The sequence below is a fragment of the Streptomyces sp. x-19 genome (genome assembly GCF_046549115.1).
Lineage (GTDB): Bacteria > Actinomycetota > Actinomycetes > Streptomycetales > Streptomycetaceae > Streptomyces > Streptomyces albulus_C.
Map to the genome: position 1 here is coordinate 100296 of NZ_JAJPWK010000020.1, position 23290 is coordinate 123585.

General features: G+C 73.4%; 19 protein-coding genes. 9 read left to right on the forward strand and 10 right to left on the reverse strand.

Annotation, left to right across the window (positions count from 1 at the left end; translation table 11 throughout):
* Positions 1-77: 77 nt before the first annotated feature.
* On the forward strand, positions 78-1496 hold the full coding sequence (locus tag ACLJT4_RS32235) for a S28 family serine protease (RefSeq protein ID WP_411127718.1): 1419 nt from the start codon (positions 78-80) through the stop codon (positions 1494-1496).
* 79 nt (positions 1497-1575) lie between these two features.
* Here the strand turns inward: ACLJT4_RS32235 and ACLJT4_RS32240 are convergent, their stop codons facing one another.
* The 3 genes from ACLJT4_RS32240 to ACLJT4_RS32250 form a co-directional block, all read right to left on the reverse strand.
* Entirely contained in the window at positions 1576-3402 is a 1827-nt protein-coding gene (locus ACLJT4_RS32240; RefSeq protein WP_411127720.1) for a glycoside hydrolase family 3 protein, read from the reverse strand.
* Positions 3403-3593: 191 nt separating this feature from the next.
* Positions 3594-4466 carry a sugar phosphate isomerase/epimerase family protein gene (locus tag ACLJT4_RS32245; protein WP_411127722.1) on the reverse strand — a complete coding sequence of 291 codons (873 nt, stop codon included), beginning with the start codon at positions 4464-4466 and terminating at the stop codon, positions 3594-3596.
* A gap of 28 nt (positions 4467-4494) precedes the next feature.
* Positions 4495-5679, reverse strand: coding sequence for a LacI family DNA-binding transcriptional regulator (locus ACLJT4_RS32250; protein ID WP_411127724.1), 1185 nt, complete (start codon positions 5677-5679; stop codon positions 4495-4497).
* Between the two features lie 175 nt (positions 5680-5854).
* On the opposite strand from ACLJT4_RS32250, the gene ACLJT4_RS32255 reads away from it, so the two are divergent.
* The 5 genes from ACLJT4_RS32255 to ACLJT4_RS32275 all read left to right on the forward strand — a co-directional run bounded on the left by ACLJT4_RS32255 (position 5855) and on the right by ACLJT4_RS32275 (position 12882).
* Positions 5855-7003, forward strand: coding sequence for a Gfo/Idh/MocA family protein (locus tag ACLJT4_RS32255; protein ID WP_411127726.1), 1149 nt, complete (start codon positions 5855-5857; stop codon positions 7001-7003).
* Positions 7000-8184, forward strand: coding sequence for a dihydrodipicolinate synthase family protein (locus ACLJT4_RS32260; RefSeq protein ID WP_411127728.1), 1185 nt, complete (start codon positions 7000-7002; stop codon positions 8182-8184). The genes ACLJT4_RS32255 and ACLJT4_RS32260 overlap by 4 nt, the downstream gene beginning before the upstream one ends.
* Positions 8181-9062 (forward strand): sugar phosphate isomerase/epimerase family protein, encoded by an 882-nt coding sequence (locus tag ACLJT4_RS32265; protein ID WP_411127730.1) that lies wholly within the window; start codon positions 8181-8183, stop codon positions 9060-9062. Before ACLJT4_RS32260 ends, ACLJT4_RS32265 begins: the two co-directional genes overlap by 4 nt.
* A 94-nt stretch (positions 9063-9156) precedes the next feature.
* Positions 9157-11415: an ATP-dependent RecD-like DNA helicase gene (locus ACLJT4_RS32270; RefSeq protein WP_411127732.1), complete on the forward strand. Its 2259-nt coding sequence runs from the start codon at positions 9157-9159 to the stop codon at positions 11413-11415.
* Positions 11416-11592: 177 nt separating this feature from the next.
* Positions 11593-12882, forward strand: coding sequence for a citrate synthase (locus ACLJT4_RS32275; RefSeq protein ID WP_016570280.1), 1290 nt, complete (start codon positions 11593-11595; stop codon positions 12880-12882).
* A 705-nt stretch (positions 12883-13587) separates the two neighbouring features.
* On the opposite strand, the gene ACLJT4_RS32280 is transcribed toward ACLJT4_RS32275, so the two are convergent.
* Positions 13588-13875, reverse strand: coding sequence for a heavy-metal-associated domain-containing protein (locus tag ACLJT4_RS32280; protein WP_016570279.1), 288 nt, complete (start codon positions 13873-13875; stop codon positions 13588-13590).
* A 428-nt stretch (positions 13876-14303) separates the two neighbouring features.
* On the opposite strand from ACLJT4_RS32280, the gene ACLJT4_RS32285 reads away from it, so the two are divergent.
* Positions 14304-14777 carry a DedA family protein gene (locus ACLJT4_RS32285; protein ID WP_411127735.1) on the forward strand — a complete coding sequence of 158 codons (474 nt, stop codon included), beginning with the start codon at positions 14304-14306 and terminating at the stop codon, positions 14775-14777.
* Between the two features lie 30 nt (positions 14778-14807).
* Entirely contained in the window at positions 14808-15359 is a 552-nt protein-coding gene (locus tag ACLJT4_RS32290) for a GNAT family N-acetyltransferase (RefSeq protein ID WP_411127737.1), read from the forward strand.
* Between the two features lie 89 nt (positions 15360-15448).
* Here ACLJT4_RS32290 and ACLJT4_RS32295 read toward each other — a convergent pair whose 3' ends face one another.
* The gene (locus ACLJT4_RS32295) at positions 15449-16483 is read right to left on the reverse strand and encodes a Gfo/Idh/MocA family oxidoreductase (RefSeq protein ID WP_411127739.1); all 1035 of its coding nucleotides are present in this window, start codon (positions 16481-16483) and stop codon (positions 15449-15451) included.
* Between the two features lie 413 nt (positions 16484-16896).
* On the opposite strand from ACLJT4_RS32295, the gene ACLJT4_RS32300 reads away from it, so the two are divergent.
* Positions 16897-18003 carry a LacI family DNA-binding transcriptional regulator gene (locus ACLJT4_RS32300; protein ID WP_411127741.1) on the forward strand — a complete coding sequence of 369 codons (1107 nt, stop codon included), beginning with the start codon at positions 16897-16899 and terminating at the stop codon, positions 18001-18003.
* A 102-nt stretch (positions 18004-18105) separates the two neighbouring features.
* Here the strand turns inward: ACLJT4_RS32300 and ACLJT4_RS32305 are convergent, their stop codons facing one another.
* The 5 genes from ACLJT4_RS32305 to ACLJT4_RS32325 form a co-directional block, all read right to left on the reverse strand.
* Positions 18106-18300: a helix-turn-helix transcriptional regulator gene (locus ACLJT4_RS32305; RefSeq protein WP_016574064.1), complete on the reverse strand. Its 195-nt coding sequence runs from the start codon at positions 18298-18300 to the stop codon at positions 18106-18108.
* Between the two features lie 290 nt (positions 18301-18590).
* Positions 18591-18995 carry a peptidoglycan-binding domain-containing protein gene (locus ACLJT4_RS32310; RefSeq protein WP_411127744.1) on the reverse strand — a complete coding sequence of 135 codons (405 nt, stop codon included), beginning with the start codon at positions 18993-18995 and terminating at the stop codon, positions 18591-18593.
* Between the two features lie 212 nt (positions 18996-19207).
* Positions 19208-20683, reverse strand: a complete 1476-nt coding sequence (locus ACLJT4_RS32315) for a sugar porter family MFS transporter (RefSeq protein ID WP_411127746.1) — start codon at positions 20681-20683, stop codon at positions 19208-19210.
* Positions 20684-20941: 258 nt separating this feature from the next.
* A complete protein-coding gene (locus tag ACLJT4_RS32320; protein ID WP_411127800.1) occupies positions 20942-21943 on the reverse strand; it encodes a Gfo/Idh/MocA family protein in 1002 nt (333 codons plus the stop codon).
* 245 nt (positions 21944-22188) lie between these two features.
* Positions 22189-23109, reverse strand: coding sequence for a sugar phosphate isomerase/epimerase family protein (locus tag ACLJT4_RS32325; protein ID WP_411127748.1), 921 nt, complete (start codon positions 23107-23109; stop codon positions 22189-22191).
* Positions 23110-23290: the final 181 nt, after the last annotated feature.

The following is a 23290-nucleotide window of genomic DNA, read 5'->3' on the forward strand; positions in this document are numbered from 1 at the left end:
GCCCCAATGGGGGCTGGTGGCGCCCCCGCCGCGCGGATAGGTTCGGCCCGACCTTTGACATCCCAAGGGGAGGGCCCATGCGCAAGGGCAAGAGATGGCTGCTGACGCTCGCCGTACTCATAAGTGCGGCGAGCGTCGGCGCACCAGCCGGAGCGGCCACCGCCGCCGGACCGGACGGCACGGACATCAAGGACCGGATCCTCGCGATCCCCGGAATGCGCCTGATCGAGGAGAAGCCGGTCGACGGCTACCGCTACTTCGTCCTCGACTACACCCAGCCGGTCGACCACCGGCACCCGGAGAAGGGCACCTTCCAGCAGCGCCTGACGCTGCTCCACAAGGCGGTGGACCGCCCGACGGTCTTCTACACCTCCGGCTACAACGTCAGCACCACCCCGTCCCGCAGCGAACCCACCAAGATCATCGACGGTAACCAGGTCTCCCTGGAATACCGCTACTTCACCCCGTCCCGCCCGGTGCCGACCGACTGGAAGAAGCTCGACATCCAGCAGGCCGCCAACGACCAGCACCGCGTCTTCCGGGCCCTGCACGCGCTGTATCCCGAGAACTGGATCGCCACCGGCGGCAGCAAGGGCGGCATGACGGCCACCTACTACCGCCGCTTCTTCCCGCACGACATGAACGGCACCGTCGCCTACGTCGCCCCCAACAACCCCGACCGCGACGACTCCGCCGCCTACGACCGCTTCTTCGCCACCGTCGGCACCCCCGAGTGCCGCGCCGCCGTCGGGAAGGTCGAGCGCGAGGCGCTGCTCCGCCGGGACGAGATCGTGAACCGCTACGAGAAGTGGGCCGGCGAGCACCAGCGCACCTTCCGCCTCATCGGCAACGCCGACCGGGCCTACGAAGTCCTCGTCACCGACCTGGTCTTCGGCTTCTGGCAGTACCAGCCCGCCGCGACCGCCTGCGCCGAGGTGCCCGCCCCCACCGCCCCCACGGACGCCCTGTGGACCTGGATGGACAAGGTCGGCGGCTTCGACTCCTACACCGACCAGGGCCTGGAGAAGTACCAGCCGTACTACTACCAGGCCGGCACCCAGCTCGGTGAGCCCAAGTACCACTACCCCAACCTCCGCGGCCTGCTGCGCTACCCCGGCATCAACAACTCCCGCAGCTTCGTGCCCCGCGAGATCCCGATGCGGTTCGACCGGCGCGCCATGCCCGACGTCGACCGCTGGGTGCGCCAGCACGCCACCCGCATGATGTTCGTCAACGGACAGTTCGACCCGTGGAGCGCCAAGCACTTCGAACTCGGCCGCGGCGCCCGCGACTCGTACCTCTTCACCGTCCCCGGCGGCAACCACGGCGCGAACATCGCGGCGCTCAAGGACGCCGACCGCACCAAGGCCACCGCCGAACTCCTCAGCTGGGCCGGCCTCCCGGTGCCCGCCGACGGCCGGGCCGCCGCCCAGGCCCCGCACGACAGCACCCTCGACCGGCCGGAACTCGCCCAACGCCGGACCCTGCGGCCGTAGCCCCGCACCGCACCCGCCCCACCGGGTGTGCGTCCCGCACCACGCGCGGGACGCACACCCACCGGGCCGGTCGGCCCGCTCAGTACCGCAGCCCGTGCCCGATCTGGAACAGCGCGGTCTGCGGCGCGTCCGCGCGCATTATCGCCACCGGCAGCCGGCCCACCGGATCCCGCCGCCCGGCGATCACCCGGGCCGCCGCCCGCAACTCCACGTCCGTCCACGAGTAACTGGCCAGCGCCGCCGCCACCCCGTCCAACAAGGCGATGTCGTACGGATTGCGCACTGCCAGCTGCACCACCGGCTTCCCCGTCGCCACCAACTCCTCGACCAGCGCGCGCTGCGCCGACGAGGCGGAGGCGATGTCGTACGTCGCCACCACCGCCGCGTCCCGCTCCGCCAGCGCCGCCCGGGCCCGGGCGATCAACTCCCGCGACGGCGCCGTCCCGGTCGGCAGCACCGTGGCCGTGAAGCCCGACCGGCGCAGTTCCTCGGCCAGCACCGCGGTCGGCGGCCCGCCGGTGCCGGACGGCGCGGCCGGATCCGCGCCCGCCACCAGCAGCCGGCCGGTCCGCCGCCGGGACAGCGGCAGCACCCCGCCCCTGTTGCGCAGCAGCGTGGTGGTGCGGTCCGCGATCCGGTCCGCGGCGGCCCGGTGCGCCCGCACCCCCACCACCCGGTCGACCTGCTCCCGGGAGGTGTACGGATCGGCGAACAGCCCCCGGCGCTCCTTCAACGACAGGATCCGCAACAGCTTGGCGTCGATCTCCCGCTCGCTCAGCTCCCCGTCCCGCAGCGCCCGGACGACCGCCGCGTGCGCGACGGACAGGTCCGGCGGGTTCAGCAACTGGTCCACCCCGGCCTTCAGCGCCAGCACCGGCACCCGGTCGTCCCCGTACTTCACCCGGACGCCCTCCATGCCCAGCGAATCGGTCACCACCACCCCGTCGTAGCCGAGCCGTCGGCGCAGGATGCCGGTGACGATCGGCCGGGACAGCGTCGCCGGATCGCCACTGGGGTCGAGGGCCGGCACCACGATGTGGGCGGTCATCACCGAGTCGATACCGGCGGCGATCGCGGCCTTGAAGGGCGGCGCGTCCAGCCGCTCCCACTCCTCGGCGGAGTGGTGGATGTACGGCAGCCCGACATGGCTGTCGGTGTCGGTGTCGCCGTGCCCGGGGAAGTGCTTGGCGCAGGCCGCCACCCCCGCGCTCTGGTAGCCGCCCACCTGCGCCGCGACCATCCGGGCCACGGCCTGCGGATCGGCCCCGAAGGACCGCACCCCGATGACCGGGTTGGCGGGGTTGACGTTGACGTCCGCGTCCGGCGCGTAGTCCTGCCGGACGCCCATCGCGAACAGTTCCTGGCCGGAGATCCGCCCCGCCGTGCGGGCGTCCTCCACGGACCCGCCGGCGCCCAGCGCCATCGCCCCGGGCAGCAGCGTCGCCGGCGCCCCGATCCGGGCCACTATCCCGTGCTCCTGGTCCGTGGAGATCAGCACCGGCACCGGGACGCGCAGCCGGGCGGCGGCCTCCTGGATGCCGTTGGACAGCGCGGCGATCTGGTGCGGGTCGCGGGTGTTGTGCGCCCAGCCGAAGTAGATGATGCCGCCGACGTGGTACTCGGCGATCAGCTCGGCGGCGTTGGCGACGCCGATCTCCTCGCGGTTGGCGGCGACGTCGGCGGGGTCGGGGTCGGTCGCGGAGTGCCCGTACACCCGCATCACGAAGAGCTGGCCGGCCTTCTCCTCCGGCGACATCCGGGCGATCAGCTGGCGCAGCCGCTCCACGGTGGCGGGCGGCGACGGCGCCGGAACGGGGGAGGGGACGGCGTGCGCCTCGCCGACGCCCAGGGCGGCGGCCGCGGCCGCCGCCGCGGCGGTGGTCAGGACGGTACGTCTGGAGTGCATCTGCGCTCCTTCCGGGGGGCTTCCTCGAACAGGTGAAGGAAACTTCCAAGGAGACACGGATAGCCGGAAAACAACTGCCGGTCAATGACGGAGAACCACGGCGCCGCCCCGGGATTGCGGGGCGGGCCGGGGTGTGGTGGGCGCGCGCGGGGCCGGCTTCGCGGGCCGCCGCCCGAGGCCGGGCACGCCGGTCAGCCGCCGCCCCGCCTCCGGTCCCCGCCCCCGTCACCGAACAGCCGCGCCACGTGCGCCCGCCCCTGCGCCAGCAGCCCCGGCAGCCCCGCCGCACCGGGGAACCACCGCTGCTCGTACTCCCAGCACCACCAGCCGCCGGCCCCCGGCCCGAGCGCCGCCACCACCTCCGGCAGCGGCAGCACCCCCGCCCCCAACGGCAGCGGCGTCAGATCCCGCGCCGACGCCACGTCCTTGACCTGTACGTACCCCAGGTGACCGGCCAGCGCGGCCCGGGTCGTGGCGGGCGCCTCCCCGCCGAGCCAGCTGTGCAGCACGTCCCACAGGGCCCCCACGTGCGGATCGTCCACGGCCGCCAGGATCCCGGCCACCGCCGCACCGGTGCGGTGCGAGTCGTGGGTCTCCAGCAGCACCCGCACCCCGCGCTCCGCGGCCAGCGGCGCCACCGCGCCCAGCCGCCGGACCGCGTCCGCCGCCGCCCGCTCCGCCGGACGACCGCCGCCCCCGGGGAAGACCCGCACGTGACGGGCCCCCAAGTCGGCCGCCAACAGCACCAGTTCGTCCAGCTCGTGGGAGAGTTCCGCCTCCGCCGCGGGGCCCGCGCACTCCGCCGCGACCCTCGCGTACCCGGCGACGGCCAGGACCTCCAGCCCCGCGTCCGCGAACCGCCCGCGCACCTCCGCCCGCTCCCGCGCGCCCAGCAGCGGATGCACCGGTTCCTCGGGGTGCGCCCGCACCTCCACGCCCTGATAGCCGCACGCCACGGCCAGCCGCACCACGTCGGCCACCGGCAGCCCCGGCACCCCGAGCGTCGAGAACGCCGCCCGCACCGCCGCCGGACCGCTCTCCCCGTCCGCGCCGTCCCCGGTCATCCCGCCTCCCACCACTGCTGACGCCACGTCAGGCGCCAACCCTGCCCGACCCGATCGAGCCCGAAACCGCGCCCGCGGCACCCCCGGCACCCCCGGCCGACGTCGCCGCTGGCCGCACCGGACCGGTCGACTCGCGCACCAGCAGCTCCGCCGGCAGCCTCGCCACCCCGCCCGGCGGCGCCACCGCCCGCCCCAGTGCCAGCCGCCCGGCCCGGGCCCCCGCCTCCCGCAACGGCAGCCGCACGGTGGTGAGCGCGGGCGCGGCGTCCACGCTGAACGGCAGATCGTCGAAACCGGCCACCGAGACGTCCTCGGGTATCCGCAGGCCCCGGTCGCGCAGCGCCGCGCACACCCCCAGCGCGGCGGTGTCGTTCGCCGCCACGACGGCCGTCAGGCGCGGCTCCCGACGCAGCAGCTCCAGGGCGGCGTCATAGCCCGAGGAACGGTCGTAGGCCCCGGGGACGGTCAGCGCCGGCACGTCCACGACGCCGTGCGCGGCGAGCGCGTCCCGATGGCCGGCCAGCCGCTCGGTCGTGGTGGTGCGCCCGGCCGGCCCCGCCACGCAGCCGATCCGGCGGTGCCCCAGCGCCAGCAGGTGCGCCGTCAGCCGCCGGGCGCCGCCGCGATTGTCGAACGCCAGGGTGACGGGCGGCACGGCGCCCCGGGCCCGGCCCGCCACCGGCGCCGCTCCCGCGGCTCCCGCTGCCCCTGCCGTCACCTCCGGCTCCTGCGGCGGACGCCCGCAGAGCACCACCCTGGTGCCCGCCGCCGCCAGCCGCGCCAGCTTGGTGGCGAGGGCCCGCGCGTGCCCGGGGTCCTCGGGGGCGCCGCCGGTCAGCACCACCGCGGCGGCCCGCTGCCGCTGGAGGTGGGCGAGGTGGTCCAGCTCGCGCGCGGCCGAGCCACCGGTGCTGCACACCACGGCCAGCTTCTCGCCGCCGGGACCGGCGCCGCCCAGCTCCCCCTGGACGGCGCCCGCCAGCACTCCGAAGAACGGGTCCGCGATGTCGTTCACCACGATGCCGACCAGGTCGGAGCCGGCGCCGGCCAGTGCGCTCGCCGGGCCGTCGACGACGTACTCCAACTCCGCGACCGCGCGCAGCACCCGGCCGCGGGTGCCCTCGGTCACCGGATAGCTGCCGCTGAGCACCCGCGAGACGGTCGCCGCCGACACCCCCGCACGCGCCGCCACATCCGCCAGCGTCACCGCCATCGCGCCCTCCCGCATCCCCCAACGCCCCTCGATCGCACTCTTGTTGGCGACCTGCCACGCAGGCTAGCGTCCCTGCTGAGAGAAAGCGCTTACTGTCCACAGGTACCCCTATCCGCGCACCACCTGCCCCACCCCGCACGCACCCCACCCGCCGAGCGCGCAGAGAGGCCGGGCCGTGACACGTAGGACCGTACGCATCGCCATGAACGGCGTGACCGGGCGCATGGGCCACCGCCAGCACCTGGTCCGCTCCCTCCTCGCCCTGCGTGAACAGGGCGGACTCCCGTTGGACGACGGCACGGTGATCTGGCCCGAACCGGTGCTCGTCGGCCGTTCCGCGCCGCGGGTCCGGGCCCTGGCCGAGCGCCACGGCCTCGCCTGGAGCCCCGACCTCGACGCCGTCCTCGCCGACGACACCGTCGAGATCTACTTCGACGCCCAGGTGACCGCGGCCCGCGAACCGGCCGTGCAGAAAGCGATTGCTGCCGGCAAGCACCTCTATGTGGAGAAGCCCGTCGCCGCCGGCCTGGCCCAAGCCCTGGACCTGGCCCGCCGCGCGCAGGACGCCGGCGTCAAACACGGCGTGGTCCAGGACAAGCTCTTCCTGCCCGGGCTGCGCAAACTCCGCCGCCTCCTGGACGCCGGCTTCTTCGGCCGGGTGCTGTCCGTGCGGGGCGAGTTCGGCTACTGGGTCTTCGAGGGCGACTGGCAGCCGGCCCAGCGCCCGTCCTGGAACTACCGCGCCGAGGACGGCGGCGGCATCGCCTCCGACATGTTCCCGCACTGGGAGTACGTGCTGCACGAGCTGTTCGGGCCGGTCCGCGCCGTCCAGGCCCGGGTGACCACCCACCTCCCGCGCCGCTGGGACGAGTCCGGCACCCCCTACGAGGCGACCGCCGACGACGCCGCCTACGCCCTGTTCGAACTCGACGGCGGCGTCCTCGCGCAGATCAACTCCTCCTGGGCGGTCCGGGTCCACCGCGACGAACTGCTGGAGTTCCAGGTGGACGGCACCGAGGGCTCGGCCGTCGCCGGGCTGCGCCGCTGCCGCTTCCAGCACCGGGCCGGCACCCCCAAACCCGTGTGGAACCCCGACCTGCCGTCCACCGAGCCGTTCCGCGACCAGTGGCAGGAGGTGCCCGACAACGCCGAGTTCGACAACGCCTTCAAGGTGCAGTGGGAGCTGTTCCTGCGGCACGTGGTGGCCGACGGGCCCTGGCAGTGGGACCTGTGGGCGGGTGCCCGCGGCGTCCGGCTCGCCGAACTGGGCCTGCGCTCCTCGGCCGAGGGCCGCCGGCTGCCGGTGCCGGAGCTGACCCGTTGACCGCCCCGGGACCCGCTGCCCCCACCGGGGCGCCGCCGCCGCTGCGCTCCCGTACGGTCTTCGCCGCCGCCCACGTGGTCGCCGACCCGCACGCCGACACCTCCCCGGACGGCCCGGCCGCCCTCGACTGGGACGCCACCCTCGCCTTCCGCCACCATCTGTGGGCGCACGGGCTGGGCGTGGCCGAGGCGATGGACACCGCCCAGCGCGGCGCGGGTCTGGACTGGGCCGGCGCCGCCGAACTGATCCGGCGCTCGGCCGCCGAGGCCCGCGCGGTCGGCGGCCGCCTCGCGTGTGGCGTCGGCACCGACCAACTGCCGTCGAACGGCTCCTCCTTGGCGGACGTCCGGGCCGCCTACGAGGAGCAGCTCGCCCTCGTCGAGGACGCCGGCGCCCAGCCCGTCCTGATGGCCTCCCGCCACCTCGCCGCGCTCGGCGTCGGCCCGGACGCCTACCGCGACCTCTACGGCCACCTGCTGCGCCAGACCACCCGCCCGGTGATCCTGCACTGGCTCGGCGCGGCGTTCGACCCGACGCTGGCCGGCTACTGGGGCAGCGCGGACCTCGACGTCGCCACGGAGAACCTGCTCGGCATCGTCGCCGACACCCCCGGGGCGGTGGACGGGGTCAAGGTCTCCCTCCTGGACGCCGCCCGGGAAGTCCGGTTGCGCCGCCGGCTCGGGACGAGGGGGACGGCCCCCACGGGCGGGGACACGGCCGAGGCCGACGCCGGGCAACAGCGGGCAGTGCGCTGCTACACGGGCGACGACTTCCACTACCCCGAGCTGATCGCCGGTGACGCCCACGGCGCCAGCGACGCCCTGTTGGGCGTCTTCGACCCGCTCGCCCCGCTGGCGGCCGAGGCCGTGCGCCGCCTGGACGTCGGGGACCCGGCGGGCTTCCGCGCCGTCCTCGACCCCACCGTTCCCTTGGCCCGCCACCTCTTCCAGGCCCCCACCCGCTTCTACAAGACGGGCGTGGTCCTGCTCGCCTGGCTGGCCGGGCACCAGTCCCACTTCACCATGGTCGGCGGGCTGCAGTCCGCCCGCTCCCTCCCCCACCTGCGCCGCGCCCACGAACTCGCGGCAGGGCTCGGGTTGTTCCCCGACCCCGAACGGGCCGCCGCCAAGATGCGCGCCCTCCTGGCCGTGCACGGCGTCGAGGAGACGAGCGCCCCGTGACGGACACCGCGGCGCCCCTGCTGTCCCGGCTGAGCCTCAACCAGGAGACCGTCCGGCAGTGGTCGCTGCCCGAACTGGCCGACGGCTGCGCCCGTGCGGGCCTGCGGGGCGTCGGCCTGTGGCGGGCCCCGGTGCGCGCCTACGGGGTGGCCGCCGCCGCCCGCCTCGTACGGGACGCCGGGCTCGCCGTCTCCAGCTTGTGCCGGGGCGGCTTCTTCACCGCGGAAGACCCCGGGGAGCGCCGGGCGGCCCTGGCGGACAACCGGGCCGCGATCGACGAGGCCGCGGCGCTCGGCACCGCCACCCTCGTCCTGGTGTCCGGCGGACTGCCGCCCGGCAGCCGGGACCTGCCCGGCGCCCGGGAGCGGGTCGCCGACGCGCTCGCCGAACTGGCCCCGTACGCCGCCGAACGGGGCGTGCGGCTCGCCCTGGAACCGCTGCACCCGATGTACGCGGCGGACCGGTGCGTGGTCTCCACCCTCGCCCAGGCCCTCGACCTGGCCGAGCGCTTCCCCGCCGACCGGGTGGGCGTGGTGGTGGACACCTACCACCTGTGGTGGGACGACACGGTCGGCGCCCAACTCGCCCGGGCCGGCGCCGCGGACACCGCCACCGCCACCGGCGCGGCCGGCCCGCCCTCACGGATCGCCGCCTTCCAACTCGCCGACTGGGTCACGCCACTGCCCGAGGGCGTCCTCCTGGGGCGGGGGCAGCTGGGCGACGGAGCGGTGGACCTGCGGTGGTTCCGCGAACGCGTCGACGCGGCCGGCTACCGGGGGCCCGTCGAGGTGGAGATCTTCAACCCGTCCCTGTGGTCCCGCGACGGCGCCGAGGTCCTCGCGGAGGTCATCGCCCGCTTCGTCCGGCACGTGGTCTGACCGGCCGGGAGGCCCGGCCCGCCGCCCCGCCCCCGGTCCCGCTGCGGAACCCGCCGCCCGCACCGCTGTCGGTCCCCGGCGGTACCGTCGAGGCATGGTCAACGCAGCGGTGGTGGAAGGGGTCCTGGAGCGGATCACGTACGCCAACGAGGAGAACGGCTACACGGTCGCCCGGGTCGACACGGGCCGTGGCTCCAGCGACCTGCTGACCGTCGTCGGTGCCCTGCTGGGTGCGCAGCCCGGGGAGTCGCTCCGGATGGAGGGCCGCTGGGGTTCCCATCCCCAGTACGGCAAGCAGTTCACGGTGGAGAACTACACCACCGTCCTGCCGGCCACGGTCCAGGGCATCCGCCGCTACCTCGGCTCGGGTCTCATCAAGGGCATCGGCCCCCGGATCGCCGACCGCATCACCGAGCACTTCGGCATCGACACCCTCGACGTGATCGAGCAGGAGCCCGGGCGGCTGATCGAGGTGCCCGGCCTGGGGCCCAAGCGCACCAAACTGATCGGCGCCGCGTGGGAGGAGCAGAAGGCGATCAAGGAGGTGATGGTCTTCCTCCAGGGCGTCGGCGTGTCCACCTCCATCGCGGTGCGGATCTACAAGAAGTACGGCGACGCGTCGATCTCCGTGGTGAAGAACCAGCCCTACCGCCTGGCCGCCGACGTCTGGGGCATCGGCTTCCTGACCGCCGACCGGATCGCCCAGGCGGTGGGCATCCCGCACGACAGCCCGGACCGGGTCAAGTCCGGCCTCCAGTACGCCCTGTCGCAGTCCACCGACCAGGGCCACTGTTTCCTGCCCGAGGAGCAACTGATCGCGGACGCGGTGAAGTTGCTCCAGGTGGACACCGGGCTGGTCATCGACTGCCTGGCCGAGCTGGCCGAGGATCCGGAGGGCGTGGTCCGCGAGAAGGTGCCCGGCCCGGAGGACGGCGCTCCGGTCACCGCGGTGTACCTGGTGCCGTTCCACCGCGCCGAGATCTCCCTGGCCGGGCGGCTGACCCGACTGCTGCGCACGGACGACGACCGGATGCCCGCCTTCCAGGACGTGGACTGGGACAAGGCGCTGGCGTGGTTGGCGCGGCGCACGGGGGCGCAGTTGGCCCCCGAGCAGCAGGCGGCGGTCCGGTTGGCACTGACGAGCAAGGTCGCGGTGCTCACCGGCGGCCCGGGCTGCGGCAAGTCGTTCACCGTCCGCTCGGTGGTCGAGCTGGCCCGCGCCAAGCGCGCCACGGTGGTGCTGGCGGCTCCCACGGGCCGGGCCGCGAAGCGCCTGGCGGAGTTGACGGGCGCCGACGCCTCCACGGTCCACCGCCTGCTGGAGCTCAAGCCGGGCGGGGACGCCGCCTACGACGCGGACCGCCCGCTGGACGCCGATCTGGTGGTGGTCGACGAGGCGTCGATGCTCGATCTGCTGCTGGCGAACAAGCTCGTCAAGGCGGTGCCGCCCGGCGCCCACCTGCTGCTGGTGGGGGACGTCGACCAGCTGCCGTCGGTGGGTGCCGGCGAGGTGCTGCGCGATCTGCTCGCCGGGGGAGGGGCCGGGCGCGGTGCGCCCGAGGGGGAGGACGGCCGGGTGCCGGACGGGCCCGTGCCCGCCGTCCGGCTGACGAAGATCTTCCGCCAGGCCCAGCAGTCCGGTGTGGTCACCAACGCGCACCGCATCAATTCCGGCGTCCCACCGCTGACCAGCGGTCTGCCGGACTTCTTCCTGTTCCCGGAGGAGGATGCGGAGGAGGCCGCCCGGCTGACGGTCGACGTGGTGGCGCGCCGCATCCCGGCGAAGTTCGGCCTCGACCCGCGCCGGGACGTCCAGGTGCTGGCCCCGATGCACCGCGGCCCGGCCGGTGCGGGATCGCTCAACGGCCTGCTCCAGCAGGCGGTCACCCCGGCCCGCCCGGACCTCCCCGAGCGCCGTTTCGGCGGCCGGGTCTTCCGCGTCGGCGACAAGGTCACCCAGATCAGGAACAACTACGAGAAGGGCCGCAACGGCGTCTTCAACGGCACCGTGGGGGTGGTCACGGGCCTCGACGTCGTCGAGCAGCGCCTGACGGTCCTCACGGACGAGGACGAGGAGGTCCCGTACGACTTCGACGAACTGGACGAGCTCGCCCACGCCTACGCGGTGACGATCCACCGCTCCCAGGGGAGCGAGTACCCGGCGGTGGTGATTCCGGTCACCACCAGCGCCTGGATGATGCTCCAGCGCAATCTGCTCTACACGGCGGTGACGCGGGCGAAGCGCCTGGTGGTGCTGGTGGGGTCCCGCAGGGCCCTCGGACAGGCCGTGCGGACGGTATCCGCCGGTCGGAGGCATACGGCCCTGGATCACCGGCTCGCCGGAGTGAGGTGAGGTCGCCCCTCTTTCCCAATCGGGGCGAACGGGAGCAGGATGGACCCCGTACGCGGCACTGAGTGCCGCGATGAGGCCCTATGGCCGACCCCGAGTGCACATCCAAGGTCCAAATGGGGGAAGGTATAGGCAGTCAGGGCACCTCGAAGAAGAGGCACAACGTCGGTGAGGGATGACGTGAGCGACAACTCTGTAGTACTGCGTTACGGGGACGGCGAATACAGCTACCCGATCGTCGACAGCTCGGTCGGCGACAAGGGCTTCGACATCTCGAAGCTGCGCGCCCAGACCGGTCTGGTGACCCTGGATTCCGGTTACGGCAACACCGCGGCGTACCAGTCCGCGGTCACCTATCTCGACGGCGAGAAGGGCATCCTTCGTTATCGCGGTTACCCGATCGAGCAGCTCGCGGAGCGCAGCACGTTCGTGGAGACCGCCTACCTCCTCATCAACGGTGAGCTGCCCACCGTCGATGAGCTGGCGGCCTTCAAGCAGGACATCACGTACCACACCCTGCTGCACGAGGACGTCAAGCGCTTCTATGACGGCTTCCCCCGGGACGCCCACCCGATGGCCATGCTGTCCTCCGTGGTCAGCGCGCTGTCGACGTTCTACCAGGACAGCCACAACCCGTTCGACGAGCGGCAGCGGCACATCTCCACGATCCGCCTGCTGGCCAAGCTTCCGACGATCGCGGCCTACGCCTACAAGAAGTCGGTCGGCCACCCGGTCGTCTACCCGAGCAACGACCTCGGCTACGTCGAGAACTTCCTGCGGATGACCTTCTCGGTCCCCGCCGCCGAGTACGACCTGGACCCGGTCGTGGTCAGCGCGCTTGACAAGCTGCTCATCCTGCACGCGGACCACGAGCAGAACTGTTCGACCTCCACCGTGCGCCTGGTCGGCTCCTCGCAGGCGAACCTCTTCGCCTCGATCTCGGCCGGCATCAACGCCCTCTGGGGCCCGCTGCACGGCGGCGCCAACCAGTCGGTGCTGGAGATGCTGGAGGGCATCCGGGACGCCGGCGGCGACGTCGACACCTTCATCCGCAAGGTGAAGAACAAGGAAGACGGCGTGAAGCTCATGGGCTTCGGGCACCGCGTCTACAAGAACTTCGACCCCCGGGCGAAGATCATCAAGGCGGCGGCGCACGACGTCCTCTCGGCGCTCGGCAAGAGCGACGAGCTCCTCGACATCGCCCTGAAGCTGGAAGAGCACGCGCTGGCCGACGACTACTTCGTCGAGCGCAAGCTCTACCCGAACGTCGACTTCTACACCGGCCTGATCTACCGGGCGATGGGCTTCCCGACCGAGATGTTCACCGTGCTCTTCGCGCTCGGCCGGCTGCCCGGCTGGATCGCCCAGTGGCACGAGATGATCACCGAGCCCGGTTCCCGCATCGGCCGTCCGCGGCAGGTCTACACCGGCGTCGTCGAGCGCGACTTCGTGCCCGTCCAGGAGCGCTGAACCCGACCCTGGCGTAACGGCTGGGCCGACACCAGCCGTTGCACACCGGTGATCGATAATCGCGCAAATGCGTTTCCGTGCCCTCGCGGGCCGTGCTGGCCGCGCGCCGGCGCCGCGGTGCGCGGGAAAGAGAAAGCGCCCCGCCTCCGGATCCCCCCACGGGTCCAGAGTGCGGGGCGCTTCCCATGTCCCGGTGCGGATTCCCCCCACGGGATCCGTCCGGGCGTTCCGGGTTGCACCGCGCTCTGCCGGGACGCGCACATTCGGGAGGGCCGCTCAAAGCTCCCCGGGCGCGTCGCCCCGGCCAACGCGGAGCCGAACACGGTCCCCCAAAGACCCTGCACGGCTGTCGCAGTGCAAGCCCCGCCGGGGTGCCTGCACTGCCCGGTTAGACTCGCGACCCCCCTCAATGGTTACGTTCCGATGAGTGTGATCTGGGTCTCATGCCATATAGGGGCGAATCTGGTCAAGGACTTCCTTTTGCAGATCGCCGCCCTGGCGTATGGGTGTTGTGCGAGTTGTAAGGACCATGTGAATTTTTGTGACCAAGCTCTGAGGTTGTGACCGTTCGTCGCTGATCGTCCCGGTCTGCGGCGATTACCGTCAGTGCCTGATTGCGGGCGGTCCCGCTGCGTGCGCACGAGGCGCAGGGCGCCCCGCCGGCAGCGGGGCGCCCTGCGCCTCGTGGGTGTGCCTGCGCCGGCGTCAGGCGAGGCCGACGAGCTCGTAGCCCGCCTCGTCGACCGCCTCGCGGACCGCGGCCTCGTCCAGCGGCGCCTTCGAGGTGACGGTCACCAGGCCGGTCGCCGCGACCGCCTGCACCGCGCTCACGCCGGCGATCTCGCCGATCTCGGACGACACCGCACCCTCGCAGTGGCCGCAGGTCATGCCGGTGACCTTGTAGGTGGTGGTCACCGCGCCGACCTCGACGGCGGTGCCGCCGCCGGTGTGGCAGGAGCCTTCGGGGGTGCAGCAGGAGCCGTTCTCAGCCATGGGTTTCTCCTCGTGGTGCCGTGTGTGCCGACATGCGCCGGTACGGGCGATGTGGCCGTTGCGCCCAGTGTGGTGCCCAAGTGGCGCAAGGGAGCGCGGTGGTGGCCGGTGTCGTCCTCCCGACTTTCGCACTGTATACCCCCTAGGGGTATCAAGCCAACCCCGGGCCGCCCCGGGCCGCACGCGTTGCCACCCGCCCCGCCGCGCGTCAGCCTGGGCATACGGACTCGGGGCGCGGATCCGAGGAGGCGGCCGGATGGGCGACACACTCGCCCTCTACGGCCTGCTGGCGCTGACCACCCTGCCGCCGCTGGTCCCCAACTCCGCACTCCTGCTCTCCACCGGCGTCCTCGCCCTCCGAGGGGCGCGTCGCGCTCCCGCTCGTCCTGGTCGTCGTCGCCGGCAGTGCCCTCCTCGGAGACGTCCTGATGTACCTGGCCGCGCGGCGCTTCGGCCGTCCCGTCCGGGCCTGGATGCTGCGCCGCCCGAGCCGCCGGGCGGCACTCGCGTGGACGTCCCGGCGGATCCGGCGCCACGGCGTGCCCTTCGTGATCGCCGTGCGGTTCCCGCCCAGCGGGCGGATCGCCGGGGCCCTGGCCTCCGGTGTGCTGCACTACCCGCCGCGCAAGTACCTGATCGGCGCCGGTCTCGCCGAGTCCCTGTGGGCCACCTACGCCGTCGGCCTCGGCTACCTCGGCAGCGCCGCCGCCGGAAACCCCTTCTACGCCGCGGTCATCGGCATCGGCGTCTCCGTCCTCGTGGCCGCCGCCGGGACCGCCGTCCAGTGGGTCGTCCACCGCCGCGCACTGCGCGCCCGGGCCGCGCGACGGGCCCCCGGCAACCCTCCCCGCACGGACCGCGAGGAGGGCGGTGACCAGGCGTCATCCATTACCGCGGCGTGACTGTCAGTGGCCGTCCGTAACGTTGGGGACATGACGACGGAACGGGAAACCGCAGCACGCGAAGCCGCCCCCGCGGTGCGGATCGCGCCCTGGACGGCAGCCGACCGCACGCTGCTGGAGCAGGCCAACACCCCCGAGATGACCCGCCACTTGGGCGGACCCGAGACCGCGGAGCAGCTCGACCGCCGCCACCTGAGATACCTCGGCGGCGAGGGCCCGGGCCGGATGTACCGCATCCTGCTGCCGCGGGGCGAAGCGGTCGGCACCGTCGGCTTCTGGGAGGCGCAGTGGCGGGACGCGCCCGTCTACGAGGCGGGCTGGTGCGTGCTCTCCGCGTTCCAGGGGCGCGGCATCGCGGCGAGCGCGGTGCGGCAGGTCCTCGCGGCCGCCGCCGCTGAGGGCCGCCACCGCACCGTCCACGCCTTCCCCGCCGTGGCCAACGCCGCGTCCAACGCGGTGTGCCGCAAAGCCGGCTTCATCCTCCTGGGGCCGTGCGAGATCGCGTATCCCAAGGACCATCTCCTACGGGCCAACGAGTGGCGGGCGACGCTGCCGGAAGTGACGACCGGTGGCCGGGGCTAGCCCCGGCCACCTGCGCGGCGCCCGCCCGCCGTTGACGGCGCACCTCACGGCCCTGATCGGCGACCGCCCCGTCGGGACCCGGGTGCCGGTCATGCGCCGGGCGTCGCATCGCCGGCCCCGGCCGCCCGCACGTCCGCCACGGCCACCGGCCGGCCGGTCCGGCGCGAGCGGTCGCACGCCTCCGCCACGTACAGCGCCTCCAACGCCTCGGCGGGGGTGCACGGGCTGGGCGTGCGGCCCGCGGCCACCTCGGCGAAGACCTCCAGTTCGGTCACGTACGCGTCGTGGAACCGCTCCATGAACGTGGCGTACGGGACCTCCGCCCGGCGCCAGGACAGTTCGGTCTCGGCGGACGGCATCGGCGCCCGGTCGTCCAGGCCGACGAAGCGGGCCCCGGCGGAGCCGCAGACCTCCAACCGGACGTCGTGGCCCGCGCCGTTGTAGCGGGTGGCGGTGACCGTGGCCAGGGTGTCGTCGTCGAAGCGCAGCAGCGCGGCGCAGGTGTCGACGTCGTCGCCGGCGGCGAAGAAGTCCGCGCCGCGGTTGGCCCCCTGGGCGTAGACGGAGACGACCTCGCGACCGGTCAGCCAGCGCATGACGTCGAAGTCGTGGATGCTGCAGTCCCGGAACAGCCCGCCGGAGGTGGGGATGAAGGCGGCCGGCGGCGGCGACTGGTCGCTGGTGCAGGCCCGCAGGGTGTGCAGCCAGCCCAGTTCGCCGGAGCGCAGCGCCGCCCGCGCCGCCCGGTATCCGGCGTCGAACCGCCGCTGGAAACCGATCTGCACGGGCACCCGGCCGGCCTCGGCGCGTGCCACGACGGCGCGGGTGCCCGGTACGTCCAGTGCCACCGGCTTCTCGCAGAAGACCGGCACGCCGGCGTCCAGGGCCTGATGGAGCAAGGTCGCGTGCGCGCTGGTCGCGGCGGTGATCACCACCCCGTCCAAGCCGTTCGCGTACATCGCCGCGATGTCGTCGGCGGCCCGTACGCCCAGGTCGCCGGCGAGCGCGGCGGCCCGCACCGGGTCCGCGTCGGCGACCACGAGGTCGGTGACGCCGGGGACGTTCTGCAAGGTCGCGGCGTGGAACGCGCCAATGCGCCCGGTACCGATGAGACCGATCTTCACGGGGGTCCTTTCTGGGGCGGGAGGTGCTGGGGAGGGCGAAGAGGAGGGGAGGAGAGGGCGGACGGGGGAGGGAGCTCAGGAGGAGGCGAGGGGAGCCGGGCCGTGTGGGGGGTGCGGGGGTGGGGCGTGCTTGCCGGTGTGGCCTCGGCGGGGCGGGCGGGCATGCGGGGTGTTGGAACGGTCCAAACATGACGTCCCCGGCACCCTGCAGGTGCGTATGTCCGGATGTCAACCCCTGCGTGGTGGGTCAACTCCCGTGCCGTGGAAGGAATGGAGCCCCCGGCGTGCGCGGGGCGGGGCGGCGGCGCTCCGCCAGCCGGGGCGGTGCCGCCCGTTGGGTCCGCCGGTGAACGCACGGGAGGCGTACGCCCACGCATTGACGTTGACCTGCGCCGATGGAAGGATTTCCCCTCATGGAACGGTCCAACGAGCGGCCCGCGATCTCGCCGGGCGAGCCCCCCGAGCCGCCTCCCGGTGCCGACCGGCCCCCGACGATCCGCGGTGTCGCCGCACGCGCCGGTGTCTCCAAATCGTTGGTCTCGCTCGTCCTCCGGGGCTCGCCCCGGGTCAGCGACGCCAAGCGGCAGGCCGTCCTGGCGGCCATCGACGAGTTGGGGTACCGGCCCAACGCCGCCGCCCGCAGCCTCGTTGCGCGCCGCACCGACACCGTCGGCGTGCTGCTGGACGACATGCGCAACCCGTGGTTCACGGACGTCCTCGACGGCCTCAACTCCCTGCTGCACGCGCACGGCCTGCGGATGGTGATGGCCGACGGCCGCCTGGACCGGCGCACCGGCCGGGAGTTCGCCCGCACCTTCCAGGAGCTCCGCGTCGACGGCCTGGTGGCGGTCGGCACCCTTCCGGACACCGCGGGGCTCGCCGAGGTCGCCGAGCGGTTGCCGACCGTCATCGCCGGCGACCACGGGCCCCGGCTTCCGCGGGCCGACACCGTCGCCAACGACGACGAGCACGGCGCCCGCCTCGCCACCGAGCACCTCATCGGCCTCGGGCACCGGCGGATCGCCCACCTCGCCGGCCGGGGGCCGGTCGGCGCGTTGCGTCGGCGCGGTTTCGAGGCCGCGATGGGTGCGCACGGACTGGCCGCGCACGCGGTGGTGGAGGGCGGTGACGGCACGGAGGAGGGCGGCTACCGCGCCGCGGTGCGGCTGCTCGGCCCGGCCAGGGGCGTCCGCCGCCCCACCGCGATCCTCGCGTTCAACGACCTCGCCGCCGTCGGTGCGCTGTCCGCGGCCGGTGAGTTGGGGCTCGACGTGCCGGCCGACCTGTCGCTCGTCGGCTACGACAACACCTATCTCGCCCGCATCCGCCACCTCTGGCTGGATTCGGTCGACAACGCCAGCCACGAGGTCGGCCGTCGCGCCGCCCGCTGCCTGCTGGACCGGATGGCGCACCCCGACGCGCCCGCCGACCACCAGCGCGTCACACCGTCGTTGGAGGTCCGGGGCTCCTCGGCACCGCCGCGGAAGGACGCGGGGGAGGAGGCGGGCGGGGCGTCGTGACCGAGCGGGGTGAGGGGGCCGGCCCGTTGGGTGGGGGGATCGCCGCTCGCCTAACGGGGCCACCGTGGGCCGCGGTTCACGGGAAGGTGCCCTCCGGTGCCGTCACTGCCGTCCGCGTTGGCCCGGGCGCCGTGCCACCCAGGCTCTGACGGTGTCCGCGTACCAGTACGGTTTGCCGCACTCCACCAGATCCGGCTCCGGCAGCAATCCGTGCTTGCGGTAGGAACGCACGGTGTCCGGCTGCACCTGGATGTGGGCGGCGATTTCCTTGTACGACCAGAGCCTTCGGTCGGTCATCTCTGCGCACCTCCTCGGTGCCGCGCGCAGGGTCGGCCCGGCGAGCCGGCGGGGGCCTGCGTGCGGCGGGGTGATCACTCACCCTGTGCCCGGACAACGACGGTGAGTGACCGTCGGCGAGGGGCTGTTGAAGGGCTGTGACGGAAGGCCCGCGTAACGGTGACAGCCGTGACAGGGGAGCGACGGCCGTGACGCCGGCGGGACGATTCGCACGTCGGGCCGCGCGGCCCGACGTGCGATCCACCGATCGTGGACCCCGTCAGTGGGTGGCGACGCGCTGGGGCGCGGGGTCACGCATACAGGGCCCGCCAGGTCTTCTTGTCGACCTTGCCGTCGGCGGTCAGGTGGTGCTTGGTCTGGAACTCCTTGACCGCGGTCCGGGTCTTGGCGCCGAAGGAGCCGGTCACGTCCTGCCAGCTGAGGTGGTGCCGGTTCGCCAGGAGGCACTGGACCTGCTTGACCCGGTCGCCGCGCTGACCGTAGACCGTGAGGGCGTTGCCGTCGTAGTAGGCGCAGGCGGCCAGGGTGGCGGGCCGTGTGGAGTCGTCCGGTCCGGTCGCCGCGGCCGATGCCGGGCCGGCGGTGAGCATTCCGGCGACGACCAGCCCCGCGGTCGCCGCGAGGAGGCCCGCCCGACGGCTGCCCGTGCCCGTGCCTGTGCCTGTGCCTGTGCGATGGGCTTTCACGTGTTCCATTGCTTCCCCCCCGTTGGGCGCGTTGGATGTGAGCGCACCTGTTGGCACGGCGGGGAGGCGACGCGCGGTTCCGGGCGGCCCGGCGATTGGCCGGAAGTGTTCGAGGAGTCGACAGTTTCGCTCGGTTCGTCCAGAAGTGGTCGTGGTCGTGGTCGTGGCGGTGGTCGGGTCCGTGGTTGCGGTCGGGTGGGCGTCCCGGGGCGCGTCCGGGGTCAGGTCGCGTCCGCGTCCGCGGTGGATCCGTTCGCGCCCTTGCGGAGTTCCTGCTCCAGGTCCTCCAGCGCCAGCCCCTTGGTTTCCGGTGCGTACCGCTTGCAGAAGACCAGCGAGACCACGCACATCGCGCTGAACAGCCAGAACGTGACGGCGGGGTCGACCGCGTCGAGCAGTAGCGGGAAGGCCAGGGCGATCCCGAAGTTGACCAGCCACATCACGAACACCGCCGCTCCCATGGCCAGCCCGCGGACCTTCAGCGGGAACATCTCGGCGAGCAGCAGCCACACGCCGGTGTTGAGGGTCGCCTGCATGAAGCCCATGTACAGGACCATCAGGCCGAGGACGAGGGAGCTGACGGCGGTGGAGTGCGGCAGGTGGAACGCGGCGCCCAGCAGCGCCAGCGACACCGTCATCCCGGAGAGCCCCCACAGGAGCATGGGGCGGCGGCCCACCCGGTCGATCAGGGACATGCCGATCGCGGTGGCGATGACGGAGACGGCGCCGATCGCGAGGGTGGCGGTGATCGCCGCGTTGGTTCCCAGCCCGGTCGTCGCCAGGATCTTGGGGGCGAAGTAGATGACCGCGTTGACCCCGGTGATCTGCTGGACGACCGCCAGCCCGATGCCGATCAGCAACAGGCGCCGCACCCAGGGGCGTTGCAGTTCGCGCCAGCCGCCGCGGCGGGCGTCGGCCTCCAGGCGGTGGGCCCGCTCGATGCGGGTGAGCTCCTCCGGGACGTCGTCGGCGGCCAGCGTGCGGCGCAGCACCGCGCCGGCCTCGTCCCGCCGCCCCCGGCTGACGTACCAGCGCGGCGTGTCGGGCAGGAAGAGGACGCCGAGGAGCAGCGCCACCGCGGGCAGCGCGGCCAGTCCCAGCATCCAGCGCCACGCCTCCCAATGGGCCAGCACGGCGTTGACGAGGTACGCCAGCAGCTGACCGCTGACGATCATCAGGGAGTTGAACGAGACCAGCCGGCCGCGGACGTGCGGGGGCGCGATCTCGGAGAGGTAGAGCGGGGTGATGACGGAGGCGCTGCCGACGGCGAGGCCCAGCACGAAGCGCGCGAGGGTCATGAACGGCACGGTGGGCGCCAGGGCGACCGCCACCGCCCCGCCGGTGAACACCGCGCCCGCCCACAGCAGCGAGTTGCGCCGCCCCAGCGCGTCGGCCATCCGTCCACCGGCCAGCGAGCCGAAGGCGGCGCCGATCAGGAGCGCGCTGGTGATGACGCCTTCGCCGAGGGAGGTGAGGCCGAAGTGCTCCTCCATGAAGGGGAGCGCGCCGGAGACCACCCCGGTGTCGTAGCCGAAGAGCGCACCGCCGAGCGCCGCGATGGCGGCGATGGCGACGACGAAGCGTCGGGCGGCGCGGGAGGGCGTCCCCGGTGGGGGAGGCGACGGGACGGGCGGCTCGGGGGAACTGCCCCCAACCGCCGGCCCGTGGGGCGGGCGGGGACCGTGCGCGGTACGCATGGTGCGGCCTTTCGGTGGGGTGACTGCACGGGTGGGCGGCCCGGGTGGACGGCCCGGTGGGTTCGGTACCCAGGTGAGTCGATAAGTCGACTGTGGCGGCGGAGGTACGTCACCTGGCGTGCGGAGCCGGACGGCTGGCGCCGGCCGCCGGGTGGAGCAGGTCGCCGGTGGAGGGGGCCGTCACCGGGAGGCCCCCGCGGGGAGGGGCCTTCCTTCGAGAGGCCGCCGCCGGGGCGGCCCCTCGTCCAGTGGGGCCCGTCAGCGGTAGAGGTCCGGGCGCTCGATCAGTTCGACCGGGACGCGTTCGCCGCTGGCCTGGGCCAGGACGCCCGCCTCGCACACCACGGCTGCCGCGTAGCCGTCCCAGCAGCTCGGGCCCTCGACCTCGCCGCGCCGGGTGGCGTCCACCCAGTGCTGCACCTGCCGGTCGTACGCGTCCTCGAAGCGCTCCACGAAGCCGGGCGGTACGGTGCCGCCCCACTGGCCGGCGGCGTTGACGAAGACCCCGTGGTCGTCGCCGATCCGGGCGGTGCCGCCCTCGCAGACCGCCTCGCAGCTGACCTGGTAGCCGAAGCCGCAGTTGACGAAGAGTTCGGTGTCGACGACCTGACCGGCCGCGGTCTCGAAGAGGATCAGCTGCGGGTCGCTGAGTCCCTCCGGCGCGTTGCCGGTCGGGGTCGGGCGCAGGACCCGCACCGCGGTGATCTCCTCGTCGAGCAGCCAGCGCGTCACGTCGATCTCGTGCACCACCGAGTCGTTGATCGTCATCGCGTTGGTGAAGCCGGGCGGCGTGTCGGCGTTGCGGTGCTTGTTGTGCAGCATCAGCGGACGGCCGTAAGTCCCCTTCGCCAGGAGGGACTTCAGGGTGCGGTAGCCGGCGTCGTAGCGGCGCATGAACCCCACCTGGACGCGGCGGTGGCCCAGTTTCCGCTCGGCCTCCAGGACCCGCAGCGCGGAGGCCGCGTCCGGGGTCAGCGGCTTCTCGCACAGCACCGGCAGGTCGCGGGCGAAGGCGTCCAGCAGCGCGGCCTCGTGCGCCGGCCCCGGCGACGCGATCAGGACGGCGTCCACCCCGGGGTCGTCCATGGCGGCGGCCGGATCCGCGTAGGCGGTGGCCCCGTCGATGTCCTTGGCCAACCGCTCCGCCCGGTCGGCGTCGAGGTCGGCCACGGCCGCCACCCTGGCCCCACTGATCACGTCGTGGAGGCGCCGCACGTGGTCGGCGCCCATGCGTCCGGTCCCGATGACCGCGACGCCCAACGTGCCCGGGAGGCCCGCGGTCCCGTGCGCTCCCCGTGTCGCCGCTGCTCCCGGCGTCCGCCCCACCGTGCTCCTCCCGTCCGCCGTGCCCGTCTCGCGCGTCTCGCCCATGTCGTCCCTCGTCTCGCCCATGTCGTCCCTCACGCCGTTCCTCTCGCACCTCGTCGTCCCCGGTGCGCGCGCCGTTCCTGCGCGCGCACCCCGTTCGCCCGCGGGCCGCGGTCGGCCGCACTGCCGAGGATCACTCACGCCCCGCAGGACCGCAGGAAGCGGCGCGTCCGCTGGGCGATCGGGAACGGCCGGTCGGGCGGGCACGGGTACATGTCCTGCTCGACGATGGCGAAGAGGTCGACGTCCAGTTCCTGGGCGGCCTCCAGGACGGGCGGCAGCGCCGGGACGCCCAACGGCGGCTCGCACATCACGCCCTGCTGGACGGCCGGGCCGAACGGGGTGCCCTTGGCGACGACGTCGCCGAGGACGTCCGGGTCCACCTGCTTGAGGTGGAGGTAGCCGATCCGTTCGCCGTAGGTGCGGATGAGCTTGACGCTGTCGCCGCCGCAGTAGGCGTAGTGGCCGGTGTCCAGGCAGAGGTTGACCAGGTCGGAGTCGGTGACGTCGAGGAAGCGCGCGACGTGCTCCTCGGTGTCGATGTGGGTGTCGGCGTGCGGGTGGACGACGATGTCCAGCCCGAACTCGTCGCGGACCCGCTTGCCGAGGCGCTCCATGCCGGTGGTCAGGTGCTTCCACTGCTCGACGGTCAGCTCGGGCGGTTCGATGATCTCGGCGGTCTTGTCGTCCCGCCAGAAGGACGGGATGACGACGAGGTGCCCGGCGCCCATCGCCCGGGTGAGGGTGGCGACTTCACGGACGTGCGTCCAGGTCTCGTCCCATACGGACGGGCCGTGGTGCAGTGAGGTGAAGACGGTGCCGGCCGAGACCTTCAGGGCGCGCCGGTCGGTCTCCGCGCGCAGCGCTGCGGGGTCGGTGGGCAGGTAGCCGTACGGGCCGAGTTCGATCCATTCGTAGCCGGCTTCGGCGACCTCGTCCAGGAAGCGCCGCCAGGGGACTTGCTGCGCGTCGTCGGGGAACCAGACGCCCCAGGAGTCGGGGGCGGAACCGATGCGGAGGCGGTCCAGGACGGGCGAGGCGGCACGGGGTGCGGACATGCTGCGGCTCTCCTCTCGCCGGTCGGCGGTGACCGGGAGGCGCTGGGGTCGGTTGTGGGGCACAGCCTCTCTGCCGCCCTGGGGAGTGTCAAGACTTCGTCCTGACATAAGGACTTAAGGACTTGGAGGGACGGGAGGGGTGGCGGGCGTGCCGGGTGAGTGCGGGGCTCGATGGCCGAGG